This is a genomic window from Streptomyces sp. NPDC053665 (genome assembly GCF_055585285.1).
In genome coordinates this window covers 449102-469588 of the sequence record NZ_JBVJKK010000002.1, presented here as the reverse complement: position 1 = coordinate 469588, position 20487 = coordinate 449102, and the positions used below count along the sequence as shown (strand labels likewise).

Here is a 20487-nt window from a genome sequence, read left to right as displayed (position 1 = left end):
CCGTGCACCGGCGGACTGCCGGGCACGCGAGCCGGTCACGAACCGTACGCGGCGATCCGGCTCACCGCCCCGGGGCGGCTCACGGTTGCGGGTCAGCGCCGGAATTGCACCGGCTTCCCCTCGTACGGTGTGATGACGACCCGCTCACTGTACCCGCCCGTCACAAGCGCCCCGCGGGGTGAGGGACGTGGGGGACCGCGTCAGGAGCGGCCCGGGGGCGCGGGGTCGATCAGGCGGCAGACCGTCTCGATGTCGACCCGGACCTGGGCGATGGAGGCGCGGCCCGACAGCCAGGTGATCAGCGCCGAGTGCCAGGTGTGCTCGATGACCCGGACGACCGAGAGCTGCTCGGGCGTCGGATCCTCCTGGCCCATCGCGTCCAGGATGATCGCCGTCGTCTGCCGGGACACCTGGTCCACCTCGGGGCTCACGCTGCGGTCGGCGAAGGTGAGGGCCCGGACCATGGCGTCGGCCAGCTGCGGCTCGCGCTGGAGGGCGCGGAAGGCCCGCATCAGCGTCTCGGCGACCCGCTCGGCCGCCGTCTCCCCCCGCGGCGGCCGCTTCCGCAGGGTGCCGTGCATGTGCTCCAGCTGGTCCTGCATCGTGGCGACCAGCAGATGGATCTTGGAGGGGAAGTACCGATAGAGGGTGCCCAGCGCGACCTGCGAGGACTCCGCGACCTCCCGCATCTGGACGGCGTCGAAGCCGCCCCGGACGGCCAGTTGGGCGCTCGCGTGCAGGATGCGGCGGCGGCGGGCCTCCTGCCGCTCCGTCAGGGGCGGGGAGGCGAGGGCGGCGGCTGCTGCCGCGGGTTCCGCCTTGGCCACCTTGTTCACCTGAGCGCTCACCTCGGCTCCTGCGGGCATGCGTCGATCCCGTTGACGTGACCGTCCGTGAGGACGGGTGATCACTCAGCATGGCACGGCACCGGCCGTGGCGTGAATCACCTGATCCACTGCTCACAGCGCCCCTACCTGCCGGTAGATTCGGAGCCTCCGAACGATCAAGTCTGAAACTTGTTCTAGATTAGCGTCCCGGCGTAATCTCGCGGGACCATGCAGGGAGAAGGGGGCCCAGGGTGACCGCTGAGGCCAGTCAGGACGGGGCCCCGCAGGACCCGGCCGCCGACGGCTTGCGACCGCTCCGCATCGCGCTCCTCACCTACAAAGGGAACCCGTTCTGCGGAGGCCAGGGCGTCTACGTCCGCCACCTCTCGCGGGAACTGGCCCGCCTCGGCCACCGCGTCGAGGTCATCGGCTCCCAGCCCTACCCCGTCCTGGACGACGGGTACGACGGTCTGAGCCTCACCGAGCTGCCCAGCCTCGACCTGTACCGCCAGCCGGACCCCTTCCGCACCCCGGGCCGCGGCGAGTACCGCGACTGGATCGACGCGCTCGAGGTCGGCACCATGTGGACCGGCGGCTTCCCCGAGCCCCTGACGTTCTCCCTGCGCGCCCGCCGCCACCTGCGCGCCCGCCGCGGCGAGTTCGACGTCGTGCACGACAACCAGACCCTCGGCTACGGCCTGCTGGGCGACGTCGGCGCACCCCTGGTGACCACCGTCCACCACCCCATCACCGTCGACCGGCAGTTGGAGCTGGACGCGGCCGAGGGCCTCAAGCGCCGTCTGTCGGTGCGGCGCTGGTACGCCTTCACACGCATGCAGAAGCGCGTGGCGCGCCGCCTGCCGACCGTGCTGACCGTCTCCGGCACCTCCCGCCAGGAGATCGTCGACCACCTCGGGGTCCGCCCCGACCGGATCCACGTCGTGCACATCGGCGCCGACACCGACCTGTTCTCGCCCGACCCGTCCGTGCCCGTCGTCCCGGGCCGGATCGTGACGACCTCCAGCGCGGACGTGCCGCTGAAGGGCCTGGTGCACCTCGTCGAGGCGCTGGCCAAGGTGCGCACCGAGCACCCGGGGGCCCACCTCGTCGTCGTCGGCAAGCGCCCCGCCGAGGGCCCCGTCGCCCAGGCCGTGGAGCGCTACGGCCTCGACGGCGCCGTCGAGTTCGTCAAGGGCATCTCCGACGCGGAACTCGTCGACCTCGTGCGCTCGGCGCAGGTCGCGTGCGTCCCGTCGCTCTACGAGGGCTTCTCCCTCCCGGCCGCCGAGGCCATGGCGACCGGCACCCCGCTGCTCGCCACCACCGGCGGGGCCATCCCCGAGGTGGCCGGCCGCGATGGCGAGACGTGCCTGGCGGTGCCGCCCGGCGACGCGGGCGCACTCGCCGCCGGCCTCGTCCGCCTGCTCGGCGACGCGGACCTGCGGGCCCGCCTCGGCGCCGCCGGACGCGACCGCGTGCTCCGCCACTTCACCTGGGCCAGGGCCGCGCAGGGCACGGTGACCCGCTACCGCGAGGCCATCGACCGCACCGGCGCCCCCGGCCGCCCGGCACCGGGCACCGCCCGGTCCGCCCCGGCCGCGGCCGGGACCAGCGCTGCCCCCGGGCCCGTGCCCGCGGCTGCGGCAGATGTAGCAGGCGTCAACTCCGAAAGCAGGGCCACGTGCTGACCGTCGACTTCTCCCGGTTCCCGCTCGCCCCGGGCGACCGCGTCCTGGACCTCGGCTGCGGGGCCGGCCGGCACGCGTTCGAGTGCTACCGGCGCGGCGCGCAGGTCGTGGCGCTCGACCAGAACGCCGAGGAGATCCGCGAGGTCGCCAAGTGGTTCGCGGCGATGAAGGAGGCCGGCGAGGCACCCGAGGGAGCCACCGCCACGGCCATGGAGGGCGACGCCCTCGCCCTGCCCTTCCCCGACGAGTCCTTCGACGTCGTCATCATCTCCGAGGTGATGGAGCACATCCCCGACGACAAGGGCGTCCTCGCCGAGATGGTGCGCGTGCTCAAGCCCGGCGGGCGCATCGCCGTCACCGTCCCGCGCTACGGCCCCGAGAAGGTCTGCTGGGCCCTGTCCGACGCCTACCACGAGGTCGAGGGCGGGCACATCCGCATCTACCGCGCGGACGAACTCCTGGCGAAGATCCGCGAGGCCGGCCTGAAGCCCTACGGCACCCACCACGCCCACGCCCTGCACTCGCCCTACTGGTGGCTGAAGTGCGCGTTCGGCGTCGACAACGACAAGGCGCTGCCGGTGCGGGCGTACCACAAGCTGCTGGTCTGGGACATCATGAAGAAGCCGCTGGCCACCCGGGTCGCCGAGCAGGCGCTGAACCCGCTGATCGGCAAGAGCTTCGTGGCCTACGCGACCAAGCCGCACCTGCCGCGCACGGCCGGTGCCGGGGTGGACGCCGCGTGACCACTCCCCGGACGGAACACCTGGTCCTGCCCGGGGTCCTCACCGCGGGGGAGGCCGCAGCGACCGTCGCCGGCCTCCTCGCCGTGCAGCGCGAGGACGGCGCGATCCCCTGGTTCCGCGGCCACCACCTGGACCCCTGGGACCACGTCGAGGCCGCCATGGCCCTGGACACGGCCGGCGAGCACGAGGCCGCCGAACGCGCCTACCTGTGGCTCGCCCGGCACCAGAACGACGACGGCTCCTGGTACGCGGCCTACGCCGACGGCGACTTCGCCGACGTCACCGACCGGGGCCGGGAGACCAACTTCGTCGCCTACATAGCGGTCGGCGTCTGGCACCACTACCTCTCCACCGGCGACGACACGTTCCTGGAGCGGATGTGGCCGTCGGTGTACGCGGCGGTGGAGTTCGTACTGCGCCTTCAGCAGCCGGGCGGGCAGATCGGCTGGCGGCGCGACGACGACGGCACACCCACGGCCGACGCCCTGCTGACCGGCTGCTCCTCGATCCACCACGCCCTGCGCTGCGCCCTGGCCATCGCCGAGCAGCGCGAGGAGGCCCAACCGGACTGGGAGTTGGCCGTCGGAGCGCTGCGGCACGCCCTGCGGCACCACCCGGAGCGGTTCCTGGACAAGAACCGCTACTCGATGGACTGGTACTACCCCGTACTGGGCGGCGCGCTGACCGGCTCCGAGGCCAAGGCCCGTATCGAGGAGGGCTGGGAGCGGTTCGTCGTCCCGGGACTCGGGGTGCGCTGCGTGGTGCCCAACCCGTGGGTGACCGGTGGCGAGTCGGCCGAACTGGCGCTCGCGCTGTGGGCGATGGGGGAGTCCGACCGGGCCCTGGAGATCCTGCAGTCCATCCAGCACCTGCGGGACGCGGACAGCGGCCTGTACTGGACGGGGTACGTCTTCGACGACGACGCCGTCTGGCCGCGCGAACTCACCACCTGGACCGCCGGGTCACTGCTGCTCGCCGTGGCCGCGCTGGGCGGACACGAGGCGACCTGCCAGGTGTTCGGGGGCACGGACCTGCCGGTCGGGCTCGAGTCGGACTGCTGCTCCTGACAGCCCGGCCGCCCCGCCGGTGCCGAGGGCGCGGGTCGTGCGCGACGCGTCGCGCAGGTCCCCGCGCCCCGAGGGCGTCAGTGCCGGTGCACCCGGTTGGCGATGGCGTGGCCCACGAACAGGTAGACCACCGCCGCCAGTCCGTAACCCGCCACGACCCGGGCCCACGCCTCGTCGAACGTGAAGAGGTCGTGGGACCAGCCCGCCAGAACGCGGGCGCAGTCATGGATGAACTGGACGAAACTGTTGCCCTGGTTGGCGTCCAGGAGATACATCAGGATCCACAGGCCCAGGATGAGGGCCATGATGTCGGCGACGACCGCGATGGCCGTGCCGGCGCTCGAGCCGCTGCGATATCGAGGGGACATGACTCCCGTCTTGCCCCCGAACCATGGATGAAACCCGGGGATTCGCTCAGCAGTTCAGATACGTCCGGGCAACGGCGACGGCCCCCCGCCCGGGAGGGCGAGGGGCCGTGCGCGCTCGGTGCGGCTCAGCCGCGCTGGATGCCCGAGGTGTCCTGGAGAACGCCCCGGCGGCCGTCCTGCGTCTGGGCGACGAGGGCCTGACCGCGCTGCTCGACCGCCAGGTACCAGGTACCGGGGGCGAGTTCGGCGATCGGCGACGGAGAGCCGTCCTCGGCGAACAGCGGCCGCGGAACCGGCACGGCGAACCAGAACGGCGAGAAGTCCCCGGCCGGGGGCTGCGGCTGGGCCTGCGCCTGCTGGGGCTGGCCGCCGAACGGCTGCCCGGGCTGCGGCTGGCCCGGCTGCGGGTGGCCGTAGCCGCCCGGCTGCTGCGCACCCGGGTAGCCGTAACCGCCGGGCGGCTGCGCGCCGTAGGGCTGCGGGGCGGCCGGGCGCGGGGCCGGCACGAGCGAGCCCTTGAGGGCCGGCACCAGCGGCGTGGCGACGGCGGCGGCGGCCAGCAGCAGCGTGGCGACGAGGGCGAGGATCATACCGATGCCGGGACTGGGAGCGTTGGCGTCGCCGAAGTCGCCAATGTTGTCGTAGCCGCCGGGGGCGTCGAAGACGTTGCCGAGCGCGCACCACGCGGCGAACACCGTGAAGGCGATGCCGAACTGGCCGAGGTCCAGCCCCGCGACCTTCGGCGCCTGCGGCAGGCCCCGGGCGACGACGACGAGCGCGGCACCGATGATCCCGGCCAGCACGACGCCGAACACGACCGGGCCGCTGCCCCACAGGCTCGGAAGGTCGACGCTGTCGGGGACATTGTCGAAGGAGTAGAGGTCGAGGAACGACGCGATCAACAGCAACACCGCTGCTCCGATCACCACGCCGTCGCCCCGAGTGAGGGAGCGGATATTCACTTCAGGTCCTTCGTAGGTCGTCTCGTCGTCAATAGAGGCGTCGCCGTCACCGGGCCGCCGTCGGGCCCCGGTGGGAAGCGCAGGGGTGGCCCCTCATCGTAAGAGGGACCCTATCGCCCGCCCGGTCGGCGTGTCCGCCGGGATCTTCCGGCCCGCGCCTACCCGCGCAGGAAACCCACGATTCCTTCGGAGATCCCCCGCGCGGCCTTCTGCCGCCAGGCGCCACTGGTGAGCAGCGCCGCGTCCTTGCTATCGCGCATGTTGCCGCACTCGATGAACACCTTGGGAACCGTTGACAGATTGAGACCGCCGAGGTCCTTGCGCGTGACGAGACCCCCGCCGTCGCCGATGTAGTTGGAGGGCGCGGTGCCGGTGACGGCCACGAAGCGGCCCGCGACCCGCTCGCCGAGATCACGCGAAGGGCCCACGATCGCCCGGGTGTCCGCCGCGCCCGCGTGGACCGAGCCGGGCAGGATCACGTGGAAGCCGCGGTTGCCGGCACCCGAGCCGTCCGCGTGGATCGAGACCACCGCGTCGGCCTTCGCCTCGTTGCCGATCCGGGCCCGTTCGTCCACGCACGGCCCGAACGGCCGGTCCCCGTCCTGCGTCAGTTTCACCGTGGCGCCCTGCTCCTGGAGCAGCGTGCGCATCCGGTGCGCCACGTCGAGGGTGAACTCGGCCTCGGTGTACCCGGCGTTGGTGGAGGCGCCGGTGGTGTCGCACTCCTTGCGGTGGGTGCCGATGTCGACCTGGCGGTTGATCTCGGCGGCGTGCCGGAAGTTGCCCGGGTTGTGGCCCGGGTCGATGACGACGACCTTGCCCTTGAGCGGCCCGGAGGCGGCGGGGGCGGACGCCGTGGCGGACTTCGAGGGGGACGGTGAGGTGCCCGGCTCCTTGGCGTCGTCGGAGGGCGCGCGTGACACGGCGGGGGAGGAGGACCGCACGTCCGCGCGCCCCGGGTCGTCACCGCCCCCGGAGCCGCCGACCGTCTCGTAGACCAGATAGCCGAGCAACGCCCCCGGCGCCAGCGCGGCGAGCGCCACGGCCAAGGGGCCGCGACGGGGGCGGCGGGGCGGGGACGGTTCGAATTCCGGGCCTGCGTACGACACGCTGCCACCCTAGCGGCCGTGCGCCGGGGCGGGCGGGCGGAAGGGGGCCCGACGGGTGGCGGCTAGCCGGAGCCGGCGCCCGCCTCCCCGTGCCGTACCGCCTCCTTCACCCGGGCCTCGATCTCCGTGCGCGCGGTGTCCTCTTGTCTGGCGTACGCGGTCACCGCCGCCTGCACGTCCCGGGCGAGGTCCCGCCAGGCGCGCCAGGCCGTCTCCCAGGTGGTGGTCTGCTGTTCGCTCCACTTGGTCTGGGTGGGCGGACCGTACGCGTCCTGCAACTGCCGCACGCGGGCGTACGCCTCGTCCGCCGTGCGCTGCTTCTCCACGAGCTCTTCGAAGGTGTGGGCCACGCGCCCGGATCCTTGGGCAGCAGCGGCCCGGCGCCGACGCGCCACGCCGCCCGTGGGCCGACCGGGCGGGCCCCCACCGGGGGCGATTCACCCGCCCAGCCGTTCCCTCACACACCCGGGCCGGTACGCCGCAGGACCCGCAGCGAGTCCGTCGCCGAGACCTCGGTGAACGCGCCGGAGGCCAGCGCCCGCAGGTAGACGCGGTAGGGCGCCTGGCCGGTGAACTCGTCCTCCGGCTCGGGGAACACGTCGTGGATGAGGAGCAGTCCGCCCTCGGCGACGTGCGGGGCCCAGCCCTCGTAGTCGGCGGTGGCGTGCTCGTCGGTGTGACCGCCGTCGATGAAGACGAACCCCAGCGGCGTCCGCCAGAACGCGGCGATCTGCGGGGAGCGCCCCACCAGCGCCACCACGTGGTCCTCCAGGCCCGCCCGGTGCAGCGTCCGGCGGAACGTGGGCAGCGTGTCCATCAGGCCGATCTCGGGGTCGACCGTCTCCGGGTCGTGGTACTCCCAGCCGGGCTGCTGCTCCTCGCTGCCGCGGTGGTGGTCCACCGTCAGGGCGCTGACCCCGGCCTGCCGGGCCGCGTCGGCGAGCAGGATCGTCGAGCGGCCGCAGTACGTGCCGACCTCCAGCAGCGGCAGCCCGAGCCGCCCGGCCTCCACGGCCGCCGCGTACAACGCCAGGCCCTCACCGGCGGGCATGAACCCCTTCGCCGCCTCGAACGCGGCCAGGATCTCGGGCTTCGGGGCCGCGGGCATGGGGTTCCTCTCGGTCGTACGACGGGTCCGGCCGCCCATCGTGCCGTACCCCCTGCCGCGTGCCGACAGGGGGTACGGGCAGGCGCCGGTCAGGCGGAGACCGTCTCGCCCGGCAGGGACAGGTCGAGGTCGACCGGCCGGTCGTCGCCCGCGTGGGTCGCGGACGAGGCGTGCGGGCCGTGGCCGGCGGCGCGGGCGGCGACGACGTAGGAGCCGCGGGCGGGGACACCCAGCGCGTAGCTGCCGTCCTGGGCGGACAGGGTCGCGCCGGCCTGCCGGCCGCGGTGGTCGATCAGCGTGACCTTGGCGCGCGCCACCGGGGAGCCGTCGCCGGCGAGCACCCGGCCCCGGAAGCCGCGCAGGGCCTGCTCGGCGCGCTCCAGTCCGGCGTCCTCCTCGCTGCTGGCCCGCAACTGCGGCTTGCCCGAGGGCCGGTTGCCCGGCAGGAACAGGGCCAGGACCAGACCCACGGCCACCGCGGCCGTGGCGATCAGGAAGGAGATCCGGAAGCCGTGCATGGTGGGGATCTCGACACCGCCGACGGTGTCCGCGGTGTTCGCCAGCACCATGCCGATCACCGCGCTGGAGACGGACGTGCCGATGGAGCGCATCAGCGTGTTCAGCCCGTTCGCGGCGCCCGTCTCCGAGGCCGGGACCGCGCCCACGATCAGTGCGGGCAGCGAGGAGTAGGCCAGGCCGATGCCCGCGCCCAGCAGCACCGAGATGACCAGGCTCTGCCAGGCGGCGCTCATCAGGCCGAGCCCCGCGCCGTAACCGACCGCGATGATCGTCAGGCCGAGGATCAGGGTGACCTTGGGGCCGTACGCGGCGGACAGCCGGGCGTACACCGGAGCGGTGAACATCATCGTCAGGCCCAGCGGCGCCACCAGCAGGCCCGCGACGACCATCGACTGGCCGAGGCCGTAGCCGGTGGACTCCGGCAGCTGCAGCAGCTGGGGCAGGACCAGGGAGACGACGTAGAAGGAGACGCCGACCATGATCGAGGCGAGGTTGGTGAAGAGCACGGCCGGGCGGGCGGTGGTGCGCAGGTCCACCAGCGGCGCCTTGACGCGCAGTTCCATCACCCCCCACAGCACGAGCACCACCGCCGCCGCGGCGAACAGGCCGAGGGTCGTGGCGGAGGTCCAGCCCCAGTCGCTGCCCTTGGTGATCGGCAGCAGGAACAGCACCAGGCCGGCCGACAGGCCGAGCGCGCCCGGCAGGTCGAAGGAGCCCGCGGCGCGCATCGGGGACTCCGGCACGACGAGCAGGGTGAGGGCGATGGAGAGGACGCCCAGGCCGGCGGCGCCGTAGAAGAGCGCGTGCCAGTCGCTGTGCTGGGCGACCAGGGCGGCGGCGGGCAGGGCGAGGCCGCCGCCGACGCCTATGGAGGAGCTCATCAGGGCCATCGCCGAGCCGAGCCGCTCGCGCGGCAGCATGTCCCGCATCAGGCCGATGCCGAGCGGGATCGCGCCCATCGCGAAGCCCTGGAGCGTGCGGCCGGCGATCATCGCCTGCAGATCGCTGGTGAGCGCGCTGAGCAGGGCGCCGGCGACCATCACGGCGAGGCTGAGGATCAGCATGCGGCGCTTGCCGTAGAGGTCGCCGAGGCGGCCCATGATCGGGGTCGCCACCGCGCCCGACAGCAGGGTCGAGGTCAGGACCCAGGTGGCGTTGCCGGGAGTGGTGTCCAGCAGACGCGGCAGGTCCTTGATCACAGGGACGAGCAGGGTCTGCATCACCGCGACAACGATGCCCGCGAAGGCGAGCACCGGCACCACGGCCCCGCTCGCTCTGCCGGCGGGACGGTCTGTCGTCGTCTGCGTCATTGAGGAGGGCCTCCAGGCCGGGAACTGCACAAGGGACAAGGGTCGAGCGGTTGCATGGAGTGCGAACCTCGTTCGTCCGGGCAACTATTCCGTTGCTTTGGCACTCTAACGAATTCTTGACCTTCCCTTGGGGCTCGGCGTGCCAGGCCCCGCGATGCCGGAATGATCCGAACGACGGGTCCTAGGACCCCGGACCGGGACCCGGCCCGGCGAAATCCCGATGCAGGGGGCCCGAGCGGGTTGAGAGCATGACACCCATGCTCGAATCCGCCCGCCCCGACACCGATCACCCGCCCCGCCCCTCCCGCCCGCGCCCGCGCGGAACGCCGCCGACCTGGCTCGTGGTGGCGCTGACCTGCGCCGGGCAGTTCCTCGTCGTGCTCGACGTGTCCGTGGTCAACGTGGCGCTGCCCTCGATGCGGACCGGTCTCGGACTGAGCGAGCAGGGCCTGCAATGGGTGGTCAACGCCTACGCCATCGCCTTCGCGGGCTTCATGCTGCTCGGCGGCCGGGCCGGCGACCTCTACGGCCGCAAGCGGATGTTCCTCGTCGGCCTCGGTCTGTTCACCCTCGCCTCGCTGGCCGGGGGGTTCGCGCAGGCGGAGTGGCACCTGCTGCTCGCGCGGGCCGTGCAGGGACTGGGCGCCGCGGTGCTGGCGCCCGCGACGCTGACCATCCTCACCGCCTCGGTGCCGGAGGGGGCCGCGCGGGCCAGGGCGATAGGCACCTGGACGGCGGTCGGCGCCGGCGGCGGGGCGGCGGGCGGCCTCGTCGGCGGACTGCTCGTGGAGACGCTGTCCTGGCGGTGGGTGCTGCTGATCAACGTGCCCGTGGGAGCGGTGGTGCTGGGCGCCGCCGCCTGGTTCCTCGTCGAGGGCCGGGCCGGGGACGGGCGGCGCCTGGACCTGCCCGGCGCCCTCCTCGTCACGGCCGGGCTCGGCACCCTCGCCTACGGCATCTCCCAGACGGAGGCGGCGGGCTGGACGGCCGCGGCCACCCTGGTCCCGCTGCTCGCCGGGCTGGTCCTGCTGGCCGCGTTCCTCGCCGTCGAGGCGCGCACCGCGAGCCCGCTGATGCCGCTCGGCCTGCTGCGCCTGCGCTCGGTGTCCTCCGCCAACGCCGCGATGTTCCTGAGCGGCTCGGCGATGTTCTGCATGTGGTTCTTCATGACCCTCTACGCCCAGAACGTGCTCGGGTACGGCCCGCTGGAGGCCGGGCTCGCGCTGGTCCCCAGCTCCCTGGCCGTCGTCCTCGGCTCCATGGTCGCACCGCGGTTGATGCGCACGGCCGGACCGCGCCCGGTGGCGGTGCTCGGCACGCTGATCGCGGTGGCGGGCTTCGCCTGGCAGTCCACCCTGACCCCCGACAGCTCCTACGTCACCGGGATCCTCGTCCCCGGTGTCCTGATGATGCTCGGCGCGGGCCTGGCAGGCACCCCGTTGGCCTCCCTGGCCACGTCCGGGGCGGCGCCCGAGGAGGCCGGACTGGTCTCCGGCCTCGTCAACACCTCCCGCACCATGGGCGGTTCGCTCGGTCTCGCCGTCCTGTCGACCCTGGCGGCCGCCCGCTCGGGCGGCAGCACGACCCCGCAGGCGCTGACCGAGGGCTACGCCCTGGCGTTCCGGGTCGGCGCGGCGGTGCTGGCGGCCGGAGTGGTGCTCATGTGGGTGTGGCTGCCCCGGCCCGGGCGGGAGCCGCGGACCGGGTGAGGCCCTTCGGTGCCAGGGGGGAAACGGCGGCGGTGGCGTGCCCCGCAACAGGCCCGTGCGGGCCCGTCGCGGGCACGCCACCGCTGTTTCGGCCCCGGTCCGGACCGGGGTGCCGAGGGGGTGCCCGCGCGTGCCCCGCAGGCCCGGGGCGCAGCTTCCTGACGTGACGTCAGAAAGCTGCTGACCTGGCCTTTCCTCCCCTCCGCGCCTAGCGTGGGCGGCTCGGGAAAGGGGGACCGGATGGACCGGACCATACGCACCGCCGACGACGTACTCGCCCTTATGGACGGGCTGTTCGCGCCGGAGGCCGACCGCTGGTCGGAGCGGGGCGCGGACTGGTGGGACGGCTTCTACGCCGACCGTTCGCGGCCGGTGCCGTTCTTCGTGGCGAAGCCCGACGAGAACCTCGTGCGCTGCGTGGAGCGGTACGGCACCGGCCGGGGGCGCGCGCTCGACCTGGGCTGCGGACCGGGCCGCAACGCCCTGTACCTCGCCGGGCAGGGCTTCGAGGTCGACGCGGTCGACCTGTCACCGCAGGCCCTCGCATGGGCCCGGGAGCGGGCGCGCGAGGCCGGGGCGGACGGCGTGCGGTTCCACTGCGGCGACGCCTTCGCCCTCGCCGCCACCGCACTGGCCGGCCCGTACGACCTGATCTACGACTCCGGCTGCTTCCACCACCTGGCGCCGCACCGCCGGGTCAGCTACCTGGCCCTGCTGGAGCGGCTGCTGGCGCCGGGCGGCCTGTTCGGGCTCACCTGCTTCGCCGCCGGGGAGGGGGGCATGGGCTCGGAGGTGTCCGACGCCGGCTTCTACCGCGAGGGCGGCGGGCGGCTCGGCGGCCTCGCGTACACGCCGGAGTCCCTGCGGCACGTCTTCTCCGGCCTGACCGAGCTGGAACTGCGGCGCATGCGGGACGAGCCGGAGGACTCGGAGCACTTCGGGGAGCCCTTCCTGTGGACGGCCCTGTTCCGGCGGGACCGGCACTGACCCGGGGCGCCCCGCGGGCGGGCCCGTCAGAGGCCGGGGCGGGGCGCGTCCAGCAGGGAGGTCAGGGTGGTCAGGAACGACGTCGCCGAGTACTCCGCGTGGTCACGGATGCGCGCCGCCACCGCCGCGGCTCCGCCGCCCTCGACCAGCCGGACGATGCGCTCGGCGTCGCCCCCGTACCCCTGCCGGGTCGACAGGTAGAAGTCCGTCGCGTCGTACGCCAGGTGGAAGACGTGCTTCTTCACGTCGCTCAGCGTCAGGTAGTCGTCGTGCGTCTTGGGCGTCGGCTCCGGGGCGCCGACACACACCGCGGGAGTGCCGGCCGCCCAGGCGTTGACGGCCAGGTGGTAGGTGTCGGTGATGACGAGCCGGTAGCGGGGGAGGACCCCGAGGAGGTCGCCGACGGTGTGCTCGCCCGGGCGCCGCGGGATGTGCGCGAGGGCGGCGGGGACGTCCCGGTCGAACCAGGGCAGCCACTCCAGCGGGGCGCCCAGCCGGTCGGACAGCTCTCCGCAGGTGTCCGGCAGCCAGTCGGGGACCGGTGTGCGGGCGCCGAGGAACACGCCGATCGCACCGCCGTCCGGGACCGACCTCGACCAGTCCGTGACGGGCAGGAGGCCGAAGTCGCCGGGACGGTTCAGCAGGGCCGCGTCCGAACCGAAGTGGTCGGTGGCGCGGTCGCCGCGCAGGTGCGAGATCTTCGCCGCCGAGAGCGGGTCGCGCACCCAGATCCGGTGAGCGCGCCGCACCAGGCGGGTGAACAGCGGGCCGTACTCCTTGTCCTCGTAGTCGGACTGGGTGTTGTGCAGGATCGTCCCGCCGTAGCTGAGGGTCCGGGCGAGGAGCGCGTCGGGCCGGTCCGCCAGCAGCAGCGTCCGGTTGAGCAGGGCGCGGGCCGCGTCCCGGTCCGCGGCGATCCCGAAGTCCGTCAGGCGGTTCGTCGCGTCCTGCGCCAGGTAGTGGCGTGTGTGGAGGAAGTCGCCCCAGAAGACGACCGCGTCGTGGTCGCCGAGGTCGTCCAGGTGCTCGGCCAGCGGAAGGAAGTCGAACGGCATCCGCGTCCCGCGCGCGCAGTCGCGCAGCGGCACGGTGTCCGGGGTGTGCAGCGTGTACCAGGTGGCGTCGAACGCGCCGCCCGCCCGTCGCCGCAGGGACTCGAACGCCAAGTCCACCGTCAGCATGCCCGTGTTGCGGTACCCGATGTTCGGCGCGGTGATGACGGCGACGCGTGCCATGTGCCCCTTGTTCCCCTGGTCGTCGTTTCGCCTGCTCGGCCCGGGCCGTGCGGCCCCTCGGCGGCTCCCTCGGCAGGGAGCGCGGCCCCCCGGCCAACGTACACGCAGGCGCCGCCCCACCGGGCCGCGGCCCGGGAGGGCGGAAGGCCGGCGGGGCGAGAGGCGGAGGGCCGGCGGAGCGAGAGGCGGAGGGCCGGCGGAGCGACACGACGACGGCCCTCCCCGGCGTATGTGGTACGCCGGGAAGGGCCGTTGCGCCGTGTGGTGCCCGACGGTCCGTCAGGCCGCCGTCCCGGCCGGCTCGCTCTCCGCCACCGGTTTGCGGTGACGGCCGCGCGGAGCCGTCTCGCTGTCCTGCGTGGACACCTCGCCACGGTGCCGGCCGTGACCGGCGGAGGTCTCCTGGACGTCGGCCATGCGCTGGTTCGTGCTGGCGTCGTTCATCGGCTGGAATTCACCCCGTCAACATCATCTTCTTTACAGCCGGGCGAGTGTAACCGGCCCACCGCACCCCGTTTCCAGGCGGCCACGCCGACCGGCACTAGTTCGTTACAAGGCGTCCCAACGGCGCCTGCCCGAGCGGAACCGGGCGCGCGGCGGCGGGCGCCGGAGCCCGGTCGGACGGGGGTGGCGAGCACGCCCCCGGAACGTCCGGGAAGGGCTCGGGGAGCTGCGCGCCCGGCACGTCCGGCACCGCGTCAGGCGCCGTGTCCGGCACCGCGTCCGGTTCCGCGTCCGGCACCGGAACGCGCCCCGGTGCCGCCGGTGCCGCCGGTCCCGCCGCTGCGGCCGGTGGCGGACTCACCTGCGCCACCCCGCACGGCACGGCCTCCGTCGCGTACGGCAGCCGCAGCACGCCGTCCGCCGTCCACAGTCCCGTGCCCGCCAACCACCCCCGCGGCGCCGGGAGATGGTGCACTCGCCGCTCCGCCGGACGCCACACCCCTACCCAGCTGCCCGCCGGCCCGTCCACCCGCAGGGCCACCGCGCAGCTCTCCGGTGTCAGCACCTGCCCCGGCTGGATGGCGAACGGCGTCACCGAACAGTCCCGCAGCCGCAGGCACTCGGGGAACCGCACCGGCAGCGTGCTGCCCAGCACCCCCCAGCCCAACCGCTCCTGCCCGGGAGAGGGCGCGTCCGAGCGGACGATCAGCAGACCGCTGTCGTGGTCGGCGAGCAGGACCCGGTCGTCACTGTCGGCGGCGATCTGCAGCAGCGGCGACACCTCGCCCCCGCACTCCAGGTCCACCACGACCGCCTTGGTGCGCCCCCCGGTCTCCCGGTCCAGGGCCAGCAGCCGCCCCGCGCGGTCCAGCCACACCCCGCCCGAGCAGCGGCCGGGAAGCTCCGCCAGCCGCTCGGGCCCGAACGCGCCGCCGGCCACCAGCCAGACCGAGGTGGACCGCTGCCCGACGGCCAGTGCGTACGCCCGCTCCCCGCCCGGGGCGGGCGGCAGCAGCCGCAGCCGGGCGGTGCCGTCGCGGCACTCGACCGCGCCCAGGGGCAGCTCACCCGTGCCGGGCCCGGTCGGATAGAGCAGGGAGAAGGCGTGCCGCCCGGCCACCAGCCGGTGGATCAGCACCCGCCCGTCGCCCATCGGCTGCACCTCGGTGCCCGGCTCCTCCGGCTGATTGCGGGGCAGTGGGACCGCGTAGGGCTCGGGGCCGTCCAAGGTCCAGCGCTCGGGGAACCAGGAGTCGCCGGCCGACGCCAGACGGGCGGCGTAGGCGCCGTCCGCGGTGAGGGTGCAGCCTGCCGGCGCGGGACCGTCCCGGTACCCGTCCCGTCCCCTTTCCCGGTCCCCTTCCCGGTCCCCGTCCTCGCGTCCCGCCGAAGGCTCGATCGCACAGGCCGTCATCGTTCGGTCACCTCCAGTGACGAACGTAGTTTTCGCACGCACGGGCGGGGAATTCCTCGGACCCCGACTTCACACATAAGGGTGTTCCAGGAACGATTCGCCTGAGGAGAGCGGGACACCTGTGCTGCGCGTCGCGCCGCGGGACCGGCCTCGCCCAGGGCGGTGCAACGCCACAGATCAGGCGGGTAGCCTTGCTCCCGTGCCCCGTCTGTCTGAAGTCATCGCCGCGCTGGAGACCCTGTGGCCCGCCGAGCGGGCCGAGTCCTGGGACGCGGTCGGCACCGTCACGGGCGACCCCGAGCAGGAGGTCACGCGCGTCCTGTTCGCCGTCGACCCGGTCCAGGAGACCGTCGACGAGGCGGTGAAACTGGGCGCCGACCTGCTCGTCACCCACCACCCGCTCTACCTGCGCGGCACGACGACCGTGGCGGCCACGCACTTCAAGGGCCGTGTCGTGCACACCCTCATCAAGAACGACATCGCGCTGCACGTCGCCCACACCAACGCCGACACCGCCGACCCGGGCGTCTCCGACGCCCTCGCGGGCGCCCTCGGCCTGCGGGTCACCGGGCCGCTCGTACCGGACCCGGCGGATCCCGCCGGCCGCCGGGGCCTGGGCCGCGTCTGCGCCCTGGACCACCCGCTGACCGTCCGGGAGTTCGCCGCGCTCGCCGCCGAGCGGCTGCCCGCCACCGCGCAGGGCATCCGCGTCGCCGGCGACCCCGGGGCGCCCGTGCGCACGGTCGCCGTCAGCGGCGGCTCCGGCGACAGCCTCTTCGACCAGGTCCGCGCGGCCGGGGTCGACGCCTTCCTCACGGCCGACCTGCGCCACCACCCGGCGTCGGAGGCCGTCGCCCACAGTCCCCTCGCGCTGCTCGACGCGGCGCACTGGGCCACCGAGTGGCCCTGGTGCGAGCTGGCCGCGAGCCAGCTCGACGAGATCTCCGACCGGCACGGATGGGACCTGCGCGTCCACGTCTCGAAGACGGTCACCGACCCCTGGACCGCCCACGCGGCCTCGACCACCTCTGAATCCCCTGGAGCCCCGAACTGAACGCCGCGCCCGCCGACCAGATCCGACTCCTCGACGTCCAGGACCTCGACGTCCGCCTCCAGCAGCTCGCGCACAAGCGGAGGTCGCTGCCCGAGCACGCCGAGATCGAGTCGCTGACCAAGGACCACACGCAGCTGCGCGACCTGCTCGTCGCCGCGCAGACCGAGGAGAGCGACACCGCCCGCGAGCAGACCAAGGCCGAGCAGGATGTGGACCAGGTGCGCCAGCGCGCCACCCGCGACCAGCAGCGCCTGGACTCCGGTGCCGTCACCTCGCCCAAGGACCTGGAGAACCTCCAGCGCGAGATCGCCTCCCTCGCCAAGCGGCAGGGCGATCTGGAGGACGTGGTGCTGGAGGTCATGGAGCGCCGGGAGTCCGCGCAGGAGCGGGTGGCCGAGCTGACCGAGCGCGTGTCCGCCGTCCAGGCGAAGGTCGACGACGCGACCGCGCGCCGCGACGCCGCGGTCGAGCAGATCGACGCCGAGGTCGCCCAGGTCACCAAGGAGCGCGAGGTGGTCGCCGGTTCCGTCCCGGCGGACCTGCTCAAGCTGTACGACAAGCTCCGCGAGCAGCAGGGCGGCATCGGCGCGGCGAAGCTGTACGCGCGCTCCTGCCAGGGCTGCCGGCAGGAGCTGGCCATCACCGAGCTGAACGAGATCCGGCGGGCGGCGCCCGACACGGTCGTCCGCTGCGAGAACTGCCGCCGCATCCTGGTGCGCACGTCCGAGTCCGGCCTCTAGGCCGAGGGAGCGGTACCGGTGCGGGAGTTCATCGTCGAGGCCGACGGCGGGTCGCGGGGCAACCCGGGGCCCGCCGGCTACGGTGCCGTCGTCAGCGACGCGGCGACGGGAGAGACCCTGCGGGAGACCGCCGAGTACATCGGCGTCGCCACGAACAACGTCGCCGAGTACCGAGGACTCCTCGCCGGCCTGCGCGCCGCCCGCGAACTGGACCCGGCCGCGACGGTCCACGTCCGGATGGACTCCAAGCTCGTCGTCGAGCAGATGTCGGGCCGCTGGAAGATCAAGCACCCCGACATGAAGCCCCTGGCGGCGCAGGCCGCCCGCGTCTTCCCGCCCGGCAGCGTCAGCTACGAGTGGATCCCGCGGGAGCGCAACAAGCACGCGGACCGCCTGGCCAACGAGGCGATGGACGCGGGTGCCAAGGGGCAGCAGTGGTCGGAGTCGGCGTCGACGGCCGAACTGGACGCGGCACCCCGAGCGGCGGCACCGCGGCAGTCGCCCGGCGACGCGGTCGCGGGCGCGGCCCGGGTGCGCGATGCCCTGGCCGCGGGACGCGCCGCCGGGTCGTCGGACAAGGGTGCCTCGACGGGTGCGGCGGACGCGGAGCCGTCGCCGCGTGGAGTCGCCCCTGCGGCGGCCGACACCGATGTGGACGCCGCGCGGGCCGTCGCACGCGGCGGGGCCGCGAGGACCGGCGCCTCGAACACCGGGACCGCAGCCGGGACCGCCGAAGGCGCCCCTGTTGGAGCCGGTGATGCCGAGGCCGACGACCGGGCCGGTGCTGCGGAGACCGATGACCGGGCCGGTGCTGCGGAGACCGATGACCGGGCCGGTGCTGCGGAGACCGATGACCGGGCCGGTGCTGCGGAGACCGATGACCGGGCCGGTGTTACGGAGACAGATGACCGGGCCGGTCAGGTCGAGGACGGCGGCGGTGCCGATGGCAAGAGCGGTGCCGGTGCCGATGTCCCGGCCGGTGAGGCCGAGGAGGGCGTCGGTACCAAGGGCGCTACCGCTGCCCGGGCCGCTCAGGCCGTGGCGAGCCCGGGGTGGGCTCCCGCCGACATGGGCGCCCCGGCCACGTTCGTCATGCTCCGGCACGGCGAGACCCCGCTGACCCCGCAGAAGCGGTTCTCCGGCAGCGGCGGGAGCGACCCCTCGCTGTCCGACGTGGGCCGGGAGCAGGCCGAGCGGGCCGCCGCGATGCTGGCCCGGCGCGGCACGATCCAGGCCGTCGTGTCCTCGCCCCTGGCCCGCACGCGCGAGACCGCCGGGATCGTCGCCGCCCGCCTCGGCCTCGACGTACAGATCGAGGACGGCCTGCGCGAGACCGACTTCGGCGCCTGGGAGGGGCTGACCTTCGCCGAGGTGCGCGAGCGCCACCCCGACGACCTGAACGCCTGGCTGGCCTCCCCGGACGCCCGGCCCACCGGCGGCGGCGAGAGCTTCGCCGAGACGGCCACCCGGCTCGCCGCCACCCGCGACAAGCTGCTCGCGGCCCACGCGGGCCGCACGGTCCTGCTCGTCACGCACGTGACGCCGATCAAGACGCTGGTGCGCCTGGCCCTCGGCGCCCCGCCGGAGTCCCTCTTCCGCATGGAACTGTCCGCCGCGTCCCTGTCGGTCGTCGCCCACTACGCCGACGGCAACGCCAGCGTCCGCCTCCTCAACGACACGTCGTACCTGCGCTGAGCTCCGCCGCCGCCCGGGCCAGCGCCTCGACGCGCCCCCAGTCGCGGGCGGCGACCGCGTCCGCCGGCAGCATCCAGCTGCCGCCCACGCAGCCCACGTTGGGCAGGGCCAGATAGTCCGGGGCGCGGTCCGGGCCGATCCCGCCCGTCGGGCAGAACCGCGCCTGCGGCAACGGCCCCGCCAGTGACCGCAGATACGCCGTACCACCCGCGGCCTCGGCCGGGAAGAACTTCATCTCCCGCACCCCGCGCTCCAGCAGCGCCACCACCTCGGACGTGGTCGACACCCCCGGCAGGAACGGCACCCCGGAGCCCCGCATCGCGTCCAGCAGCAGGTCCGTCCAGCCCGGGCTCACCAGGAACCGCGCCCCCGCGGCCACGGCGTCGGCCACCTGGCCGGGGCCGATCACCGTCCCCGCGCCGACCACCGCCTCCGGCACCTCCCGGGCGATCTCCCGGATCGCGTCCAGCGCCACGGGCGTGCGCAGGGTCACCTCGATCGCCGGCAACCCACCCGCGACCAGCGCCCGCGCCAGCGGCACGGCGTCACCGACGTCCTCGACGACCACGACGGGAAGGACGGGCGCGAGATCCAGCACGGAGGCAGGCGGAGGGGAGGAGGAGACCATGGGCCTCATCCTGCCGTCGGCGATGCGCAGTGCGCAAAGGTCGTTGCGCAACATGCAACGCGTCGGCGGCTCCTAATGCACCTCGTCCACCAGCACGTCCAGGGACCACGGCTGCCCCGCCTTCGCGGGCGCCTCCGCCTCCACGACGTACCCGAGGTCCCGCAGCGCCTCGACCAGCGCGGCGGGCGACTCCGGCGCCGCCCCCGAGGTCAGCAGACTCCGTACGATCCGCCCCTTCGTCGCCTTGTTGAAGTGGCTGACGACCTTGCGGGTCGGCGCGTGCAGCACCCGCACCGACGCGGTCCGCCCCGCGACCTCGCCCTTGGGCTTCCAGGCGGCGGCGTACGCGGCGGACCGCAGGTCCAGCACCAGCCCCTGCCCGGCCGCCTCCGGCAGCACCGACGCCATCGGCGCACGCCAGTGCGCGCCCAGCGCGCCCAGACCCGGGAGCTTCACGCCCATCGAGCAGCGGTAGGAGGGGATCCGGTCCGTCACCCGCACCGCCCCCCACAGCCCCGAGAACACCAGCAGCCACCGCGACGCGCGGCGCTTGGCCGCCGAGTCGAGGGTGGCCAGGCCGAGGGCGTCGTACAGCACGCCGGTGTAGATCTCCCCGGCCGGCCGGGTCCCGGCGGTGCGCAGCGCGGCGTTCTTGGCGACCTCGCCCCGCAGGCCCTCGCTCAGCCCCAGCACCTCGCGCGCCTTCTCCTCGTCACCGGAGCACAACTCGACCAGCTCGGTGAGCACGGCCTCGCGGGCGCCGGCCAGCCCCGGCAGGGACAGCGACTCGGGCTTCAGCGGGGCACCGCGGCCGGACGCGGCCTTCCCCTCGGACGGCGGCAGCAGGACGAGCACGGGTACTCCTTCGATCGAACTCCGC

The 20487-nt window shown here is 74.1% G+C and carries 20 protein-coding genes; 8 read left to right on the top strand and 12 right to left on the bottom strand.

What is annotated here, in order from left to right; translation table 11 throughout:
* Positions 1-200: 200 nt before the first annotated feature.
* Complete coding sequence (locus ACZ6ZN_RS09665) at positions 201-866, bottom strand: TetR family transcriptional regulator (RefSeq protein ID WP_469644685.1); 666 nt, start codon at positions 864-866, stop codon at positions 201-203.
* Between the two features lie 212 nt (positions 867-1078).
* Here ACZ6ZN_RS09665 and ACZ6ZN_RS09660 point away from each other — a divergent pair, with 212 nt between their 5' ends.
* From ACZ6ZN_RS09660 to ACZ6ZN_RS09650, 3 genes are read left to right on the top strand one after another with little or no spacing between them, the layout of a single operon-like run.
* Complete coding sequence (locus tag ACZ6ZN_RS09660; RefSeq protein ID WP_469644683.1) at positions 1079-2515, top strand: glycosyltransferase family 4 protein; 1437 nt, start codon at positions 1079-1081, stop codon at positions 2513-2515.
* On the top strand, positions 2509-3258 hold the full coding sequence (locus ACZ6ZN_RS09655; protein ID WP_469644680.1) for a class I SAM-dependent methyltransferase: 750 nt from the start codon (positions 2509-2511) through the stop codon (positions 3256-3258). Before ACZ6ZN_RS09660 ends, ACZ6ZN_RS09655 begins: the two co-directional genes overlap by 7 nt.
* Positions 3255-4325: a prenyltransferase gene (locus tag ACZ6ZN_RS09650; RefSeq protein ID WP_451876498.1), complete on the top strand. Its 1071-nt coding sequence runs from the start codon at positions 3255-3257 to the stop codon at positions 4323-4325. The genes ACZ6ZN_RS09655 and ACZ6ZN_RS09650 overlap by 4 nt, the downstream gene beginning before the upstream one ends.
* Positions 4326-4402: 77 nt before the next feature.
* On the opposite strand, the gene ACZ6ZN_RS09645 is transcribed toward ACZ6ZN_RS09650, so the two are convergent.
* The 6 genes from ACZ6ZN_RS09645 to ACZ6ZN_RS09620 all read right to left on the bottom strand — a co-directional run bounded on the left by ACZ6ZN_RS09645 (position 4403) and on the right by ACZ6ZN_RS09620 (position 9701).
* Entirely contained in the window at positions 4403-4693 is a 291-nt protein-coding gene (locus ACZ6ZN_RS09645; RefSeq protein WP_369197287.1) for a hypothetical protein, read from the bottom strand.
* 125 nt (positions 4694-4818) lie between these two features.
* The gene (locus ACZ6ZN_RS09640) at positions 4819-5655 is read right to left on the bottom strand and encodes a hypothetical protein (RefSeq protein ID WP_451876497.1); all 837 of its coding nucleotides are present in this window, start codon (positions 5653-5655) and stop codon (positions 4819-4821) included.
* A 158-nt stretch (positions 5656-5813) separates the two neighbouring features.
* Positions 5814-6764, bottom strand: coding sequence for an N-acetylmuramoyl-L-alanine amidase (locus tag ACZ6ZN_RS09635; RefSeq protein ID WP_469644676.1), 951 nt, complete (start codon positions 6762-6764; stop codon positions 5814-5816).
* A gap of 62 nt (positions 6765-6826) precedes the next feature.
* Positions 6827-7114 carry a hypothetical protein gene (locus ACZ6ZN_RS09630; protein ID WP_451876495.1) on the bottom strand — a complete coding sequence of 96 codons (288 nt, stop codon included), beginning with the start codon at positions 7112-7114 and terminating at the stop codon, positions 6827-6829.
* 107 nt (positions 7115-7221) lie between these two features.
* Positions 7222-7872 carry a class I SAM-dependent methyltransferase gene (locus tag ACZ6ZN_RS09625; RefSeq protein WP_469644673.1) on the bottom strand — a complete coding sequence of 217 codons (651 nt, stop codon included), beginning with the start codon at positions 7870-7872 and terminating at the stop codon, positions 7222-7224.
* An 89-nt stretch (positions 7873-7961) separates the two neighbouring features.
* Positions 7962-9701 (bottom strand): MFS transporter, encoded by a 1740-nt coding sequence (locus tag ACZ6ZN_RS09620; RefSeq protein WP_398111324.1) that lies wholly within the window; start codon positions 9699-9701, stop codon positions 7962-7964.
* 248 nt (positions 9702-9949) lie between these two features.
* Here ACZ6ZN_RS09620 and ACZ6ZN_RS09615 point away from each other — a divergent pair, with 248 nt between their 5' ends.
* On the top strand, positions 9950-11410 hold the full coding sequence (locus ACZ6ZN_RS09615; protein WP_469644671.1) for an MFS transporter: 1461 nt from the start codon (positions 9950-9952) through the stop codon (positions 11408-11410).
* 240 nt (positions 11411-11650) lie between these two features.
* A complete protein-coding gene (locus tag ACZ6ZN_RS09610; protein WP_469644668.1) occupies positions 11651-12397 on the top strand; it encodes a class I SAM-dependent methyltransferase in 747 nt (248 codons plus the stop codon).
* Positions 12398-12423: 26 nt separating this feature from the next.
* Here the strand turns inward: ACZ6ZN_RS09610 and ACZ6ZN_RS09605 are convergent, their stop codons facing one another.
* The 3 genes from ACZ6ZN_RS09605 to ACZ6ZN_RS09595 all read right to left on the bottom strand — a co-directional run bounded on the left by ACZ6ZN_RS09605 (position 12424) and on the right by ACZ6ZN_RS09595 (position 15490).
* A complete protein-coding gene (locus tag ACZ6ZN_RS09605; RefSeq protein WP_469644665.1) occupies positions 12424-13632 on the bottom strand; it encodes a polysaccharide pyruvyl transferase family protein in 1209 nt (402 codons plus the stop codon).
* Positions 13633-13911: 279 nt separating this feature from the next.
* Complete coding sequence (locus ACZ6ZN_RS09600; RefSeq protein WP_451876490.1) at positions 13912-14076, bottom strand: hypothetical protein; 165 nt, start codon at positions 14074-14076, stop codon at positions 13912-13914.
* 97 nt (positions 14077-14173) lie between these two features.
* A complete protein-coding gene (locus ACZ6ZN_RS09595; RefSeq protein ID WP_469644661.1) occupies positions 14174-15490 on the bottom strand; it encodes a hypothetical protein in 1317 nt (438 codons plus the stop codon).
* Positions 15491-15689: 199 nt separating this feature from the next.
* On the opposite strand from ACZ6ZN_RS09595, the gene ACZ6ZN_RS09590 reads away from it, so the two are divergent.
* The 3 genes from ACZ6ZN_RS09590 to ACZ6ZN_RS09580 are packed head-to-tail and all read left to right on the top strand — an operon-like array spanning position 15690 to position 18979.
* Positions 15690-16544 carry a Nif3-like dinuclear metal center hexameric protein gene (locus ACZ6ZN_RS09590; RefSeq protein WP_451876488.1) on the top strand — a complete coding sequence of 285 codons (855 nt, stop codon included), beginning with the start codon at positions 15690-15692 and terminating at the stop codon, positions 16542-16544.
* On the top strand, positions 16541-17284 hold the full coding sequence (locus tag ACZ6ZN_RS09585; RefSeq protein WP_469645643.1) for a zinc ribbon domain-containing protein: 744 nt from the start codon (positions 16541-16543) through the stop codon (positions 17282-17284). Before ACZ6ZN_RS09590 ends, ACZ6ZN_RS09585 begins: the two co-directional genes overlap by 4 nt.
* 18 nt (positions 17285-17302) lie before the next feature.
* A complete protein-coding gene (locus ACZ6ZN_RS09580) occupies positions 17303-18979 on the top strand; it encodes a bifunctional RNase H/acid phosphatase (protein ID WP_469644658.1) in 1677 nt (558 codons plus the stop codon).
* On the opposite strand, the gene eda is transcribed toward ACZ6ZN_RS09580, so the two are convergent.
* Together eda and yaaA are read right to left on the bottom strand one after the other, a co-directional pair.
* Positions 18954-19607 carry a bifunctional 4-hydroxy-2-oxoglutarate aldolase/2-dehydro-3-deoxy-phosphogluconate aldolase gene (gene eda / locus ACZ6ZN_RS09575; protein WP_451876486.1) on the bottom strand — a complete coding sequence of 218 codons (654 nt, stop codon included), beginning with the start codon at positions 19605-19607 and terminating at the stop codon, positions 18954-18956. The two genes, ACZ6ZN_RS09580 and eda, sit on opposite strands and share 26 nt — an antisense overlap.
* Before the next feature lie 72 nt (positions 19608-19679).
* Complete coding sequence (gene yaaA / locus ACZ6ZN_RS09570; RefSeq protein ID WP_451876485.1) at positions 19680-20462, bottom strand: peroxide stress protein YaaA; 783 nt, start codon at positions 20460-20462, stop codon at positions 19680-19682.
* Positions 20463-20487 lie beyond the last annotated feature (25 nt).

Bases quoted from the DNA above. Each gene is read 5' to 3' on its own strand.
- ACZ6ZN_RS09665 (WP_469644685.1), bottom strand. From the start codon at position 866: ATGCCCGCAGGAGCCGAGGTGAGCGCTCAGGTGAACAAGGTGGCCAAG.
- ACZ6ZN_RS09645 (WP_369197287.1), bottom strand. From the start codon at position 4,693: ATGTCCCCTCGATATCGCAGCGGCTCGAGCGCCGGCACGGCCATCGCG.
- ACZ6ZN_RS09625 (WP_469644673.1), bottom strand. From the start codon at position 7,872: ATGCCCGCGGCCCCGAAGCCCGAGATCCTGGCCGCGTTCGAGGCGGCG.
- ACZ6ZN_RS09620 (WP_398111324.1), bottom strand. From the start codon at position 9,701: ATGACGCAGACGACGACAGACCGTCCCGCCGGCAGAGCGAGCGGGGCC.
- ACZ6ZN_RS09615 (WP_469644671.1), top strand. From the start codon at position 9,950: ATGACACCCATGCTCGAATCCGCCCGCCCCGACACCGATCACCCGCCC.
- ACZ6ZN_RS09610 (WP_469644668.1), top strand. From the start codon at position 11,651: ATGGACCGGACCATACGCACCGCCGACGACGTACTCGCCCTTATGGAC.
- ACZ6ZN_RS09605 (WP_469644665.1), bottom strand. From the start codon at position 13,632: ATGGCACGCGTCGCCGTCATCACCGCGCCGAACATCGGGTACCGCAAC.
- ACZ6ZN_RS09600 (WP_451876490.1), bottom strand. From the start codon at position 14,076: ATGAACGACGCCAGCACGAACCAGCGCATGGCCGACGTCCAGGAGACC.
- ACZ6ZN_RS09595 (WP_469644661.1), bottom strand. From the start codon at position 15,490: ATGACGGCCTGTGCGATCGAGCCTTCGGCGGGACGCGAGGACGGGGAC.
- eda (WP_451876486.1), bottom strand. From the start codon at position 19,607: ATGGTCTCCTCCTCCCCTCCGCCTGCCTCCGTGCTGGATCTCGCGCCC.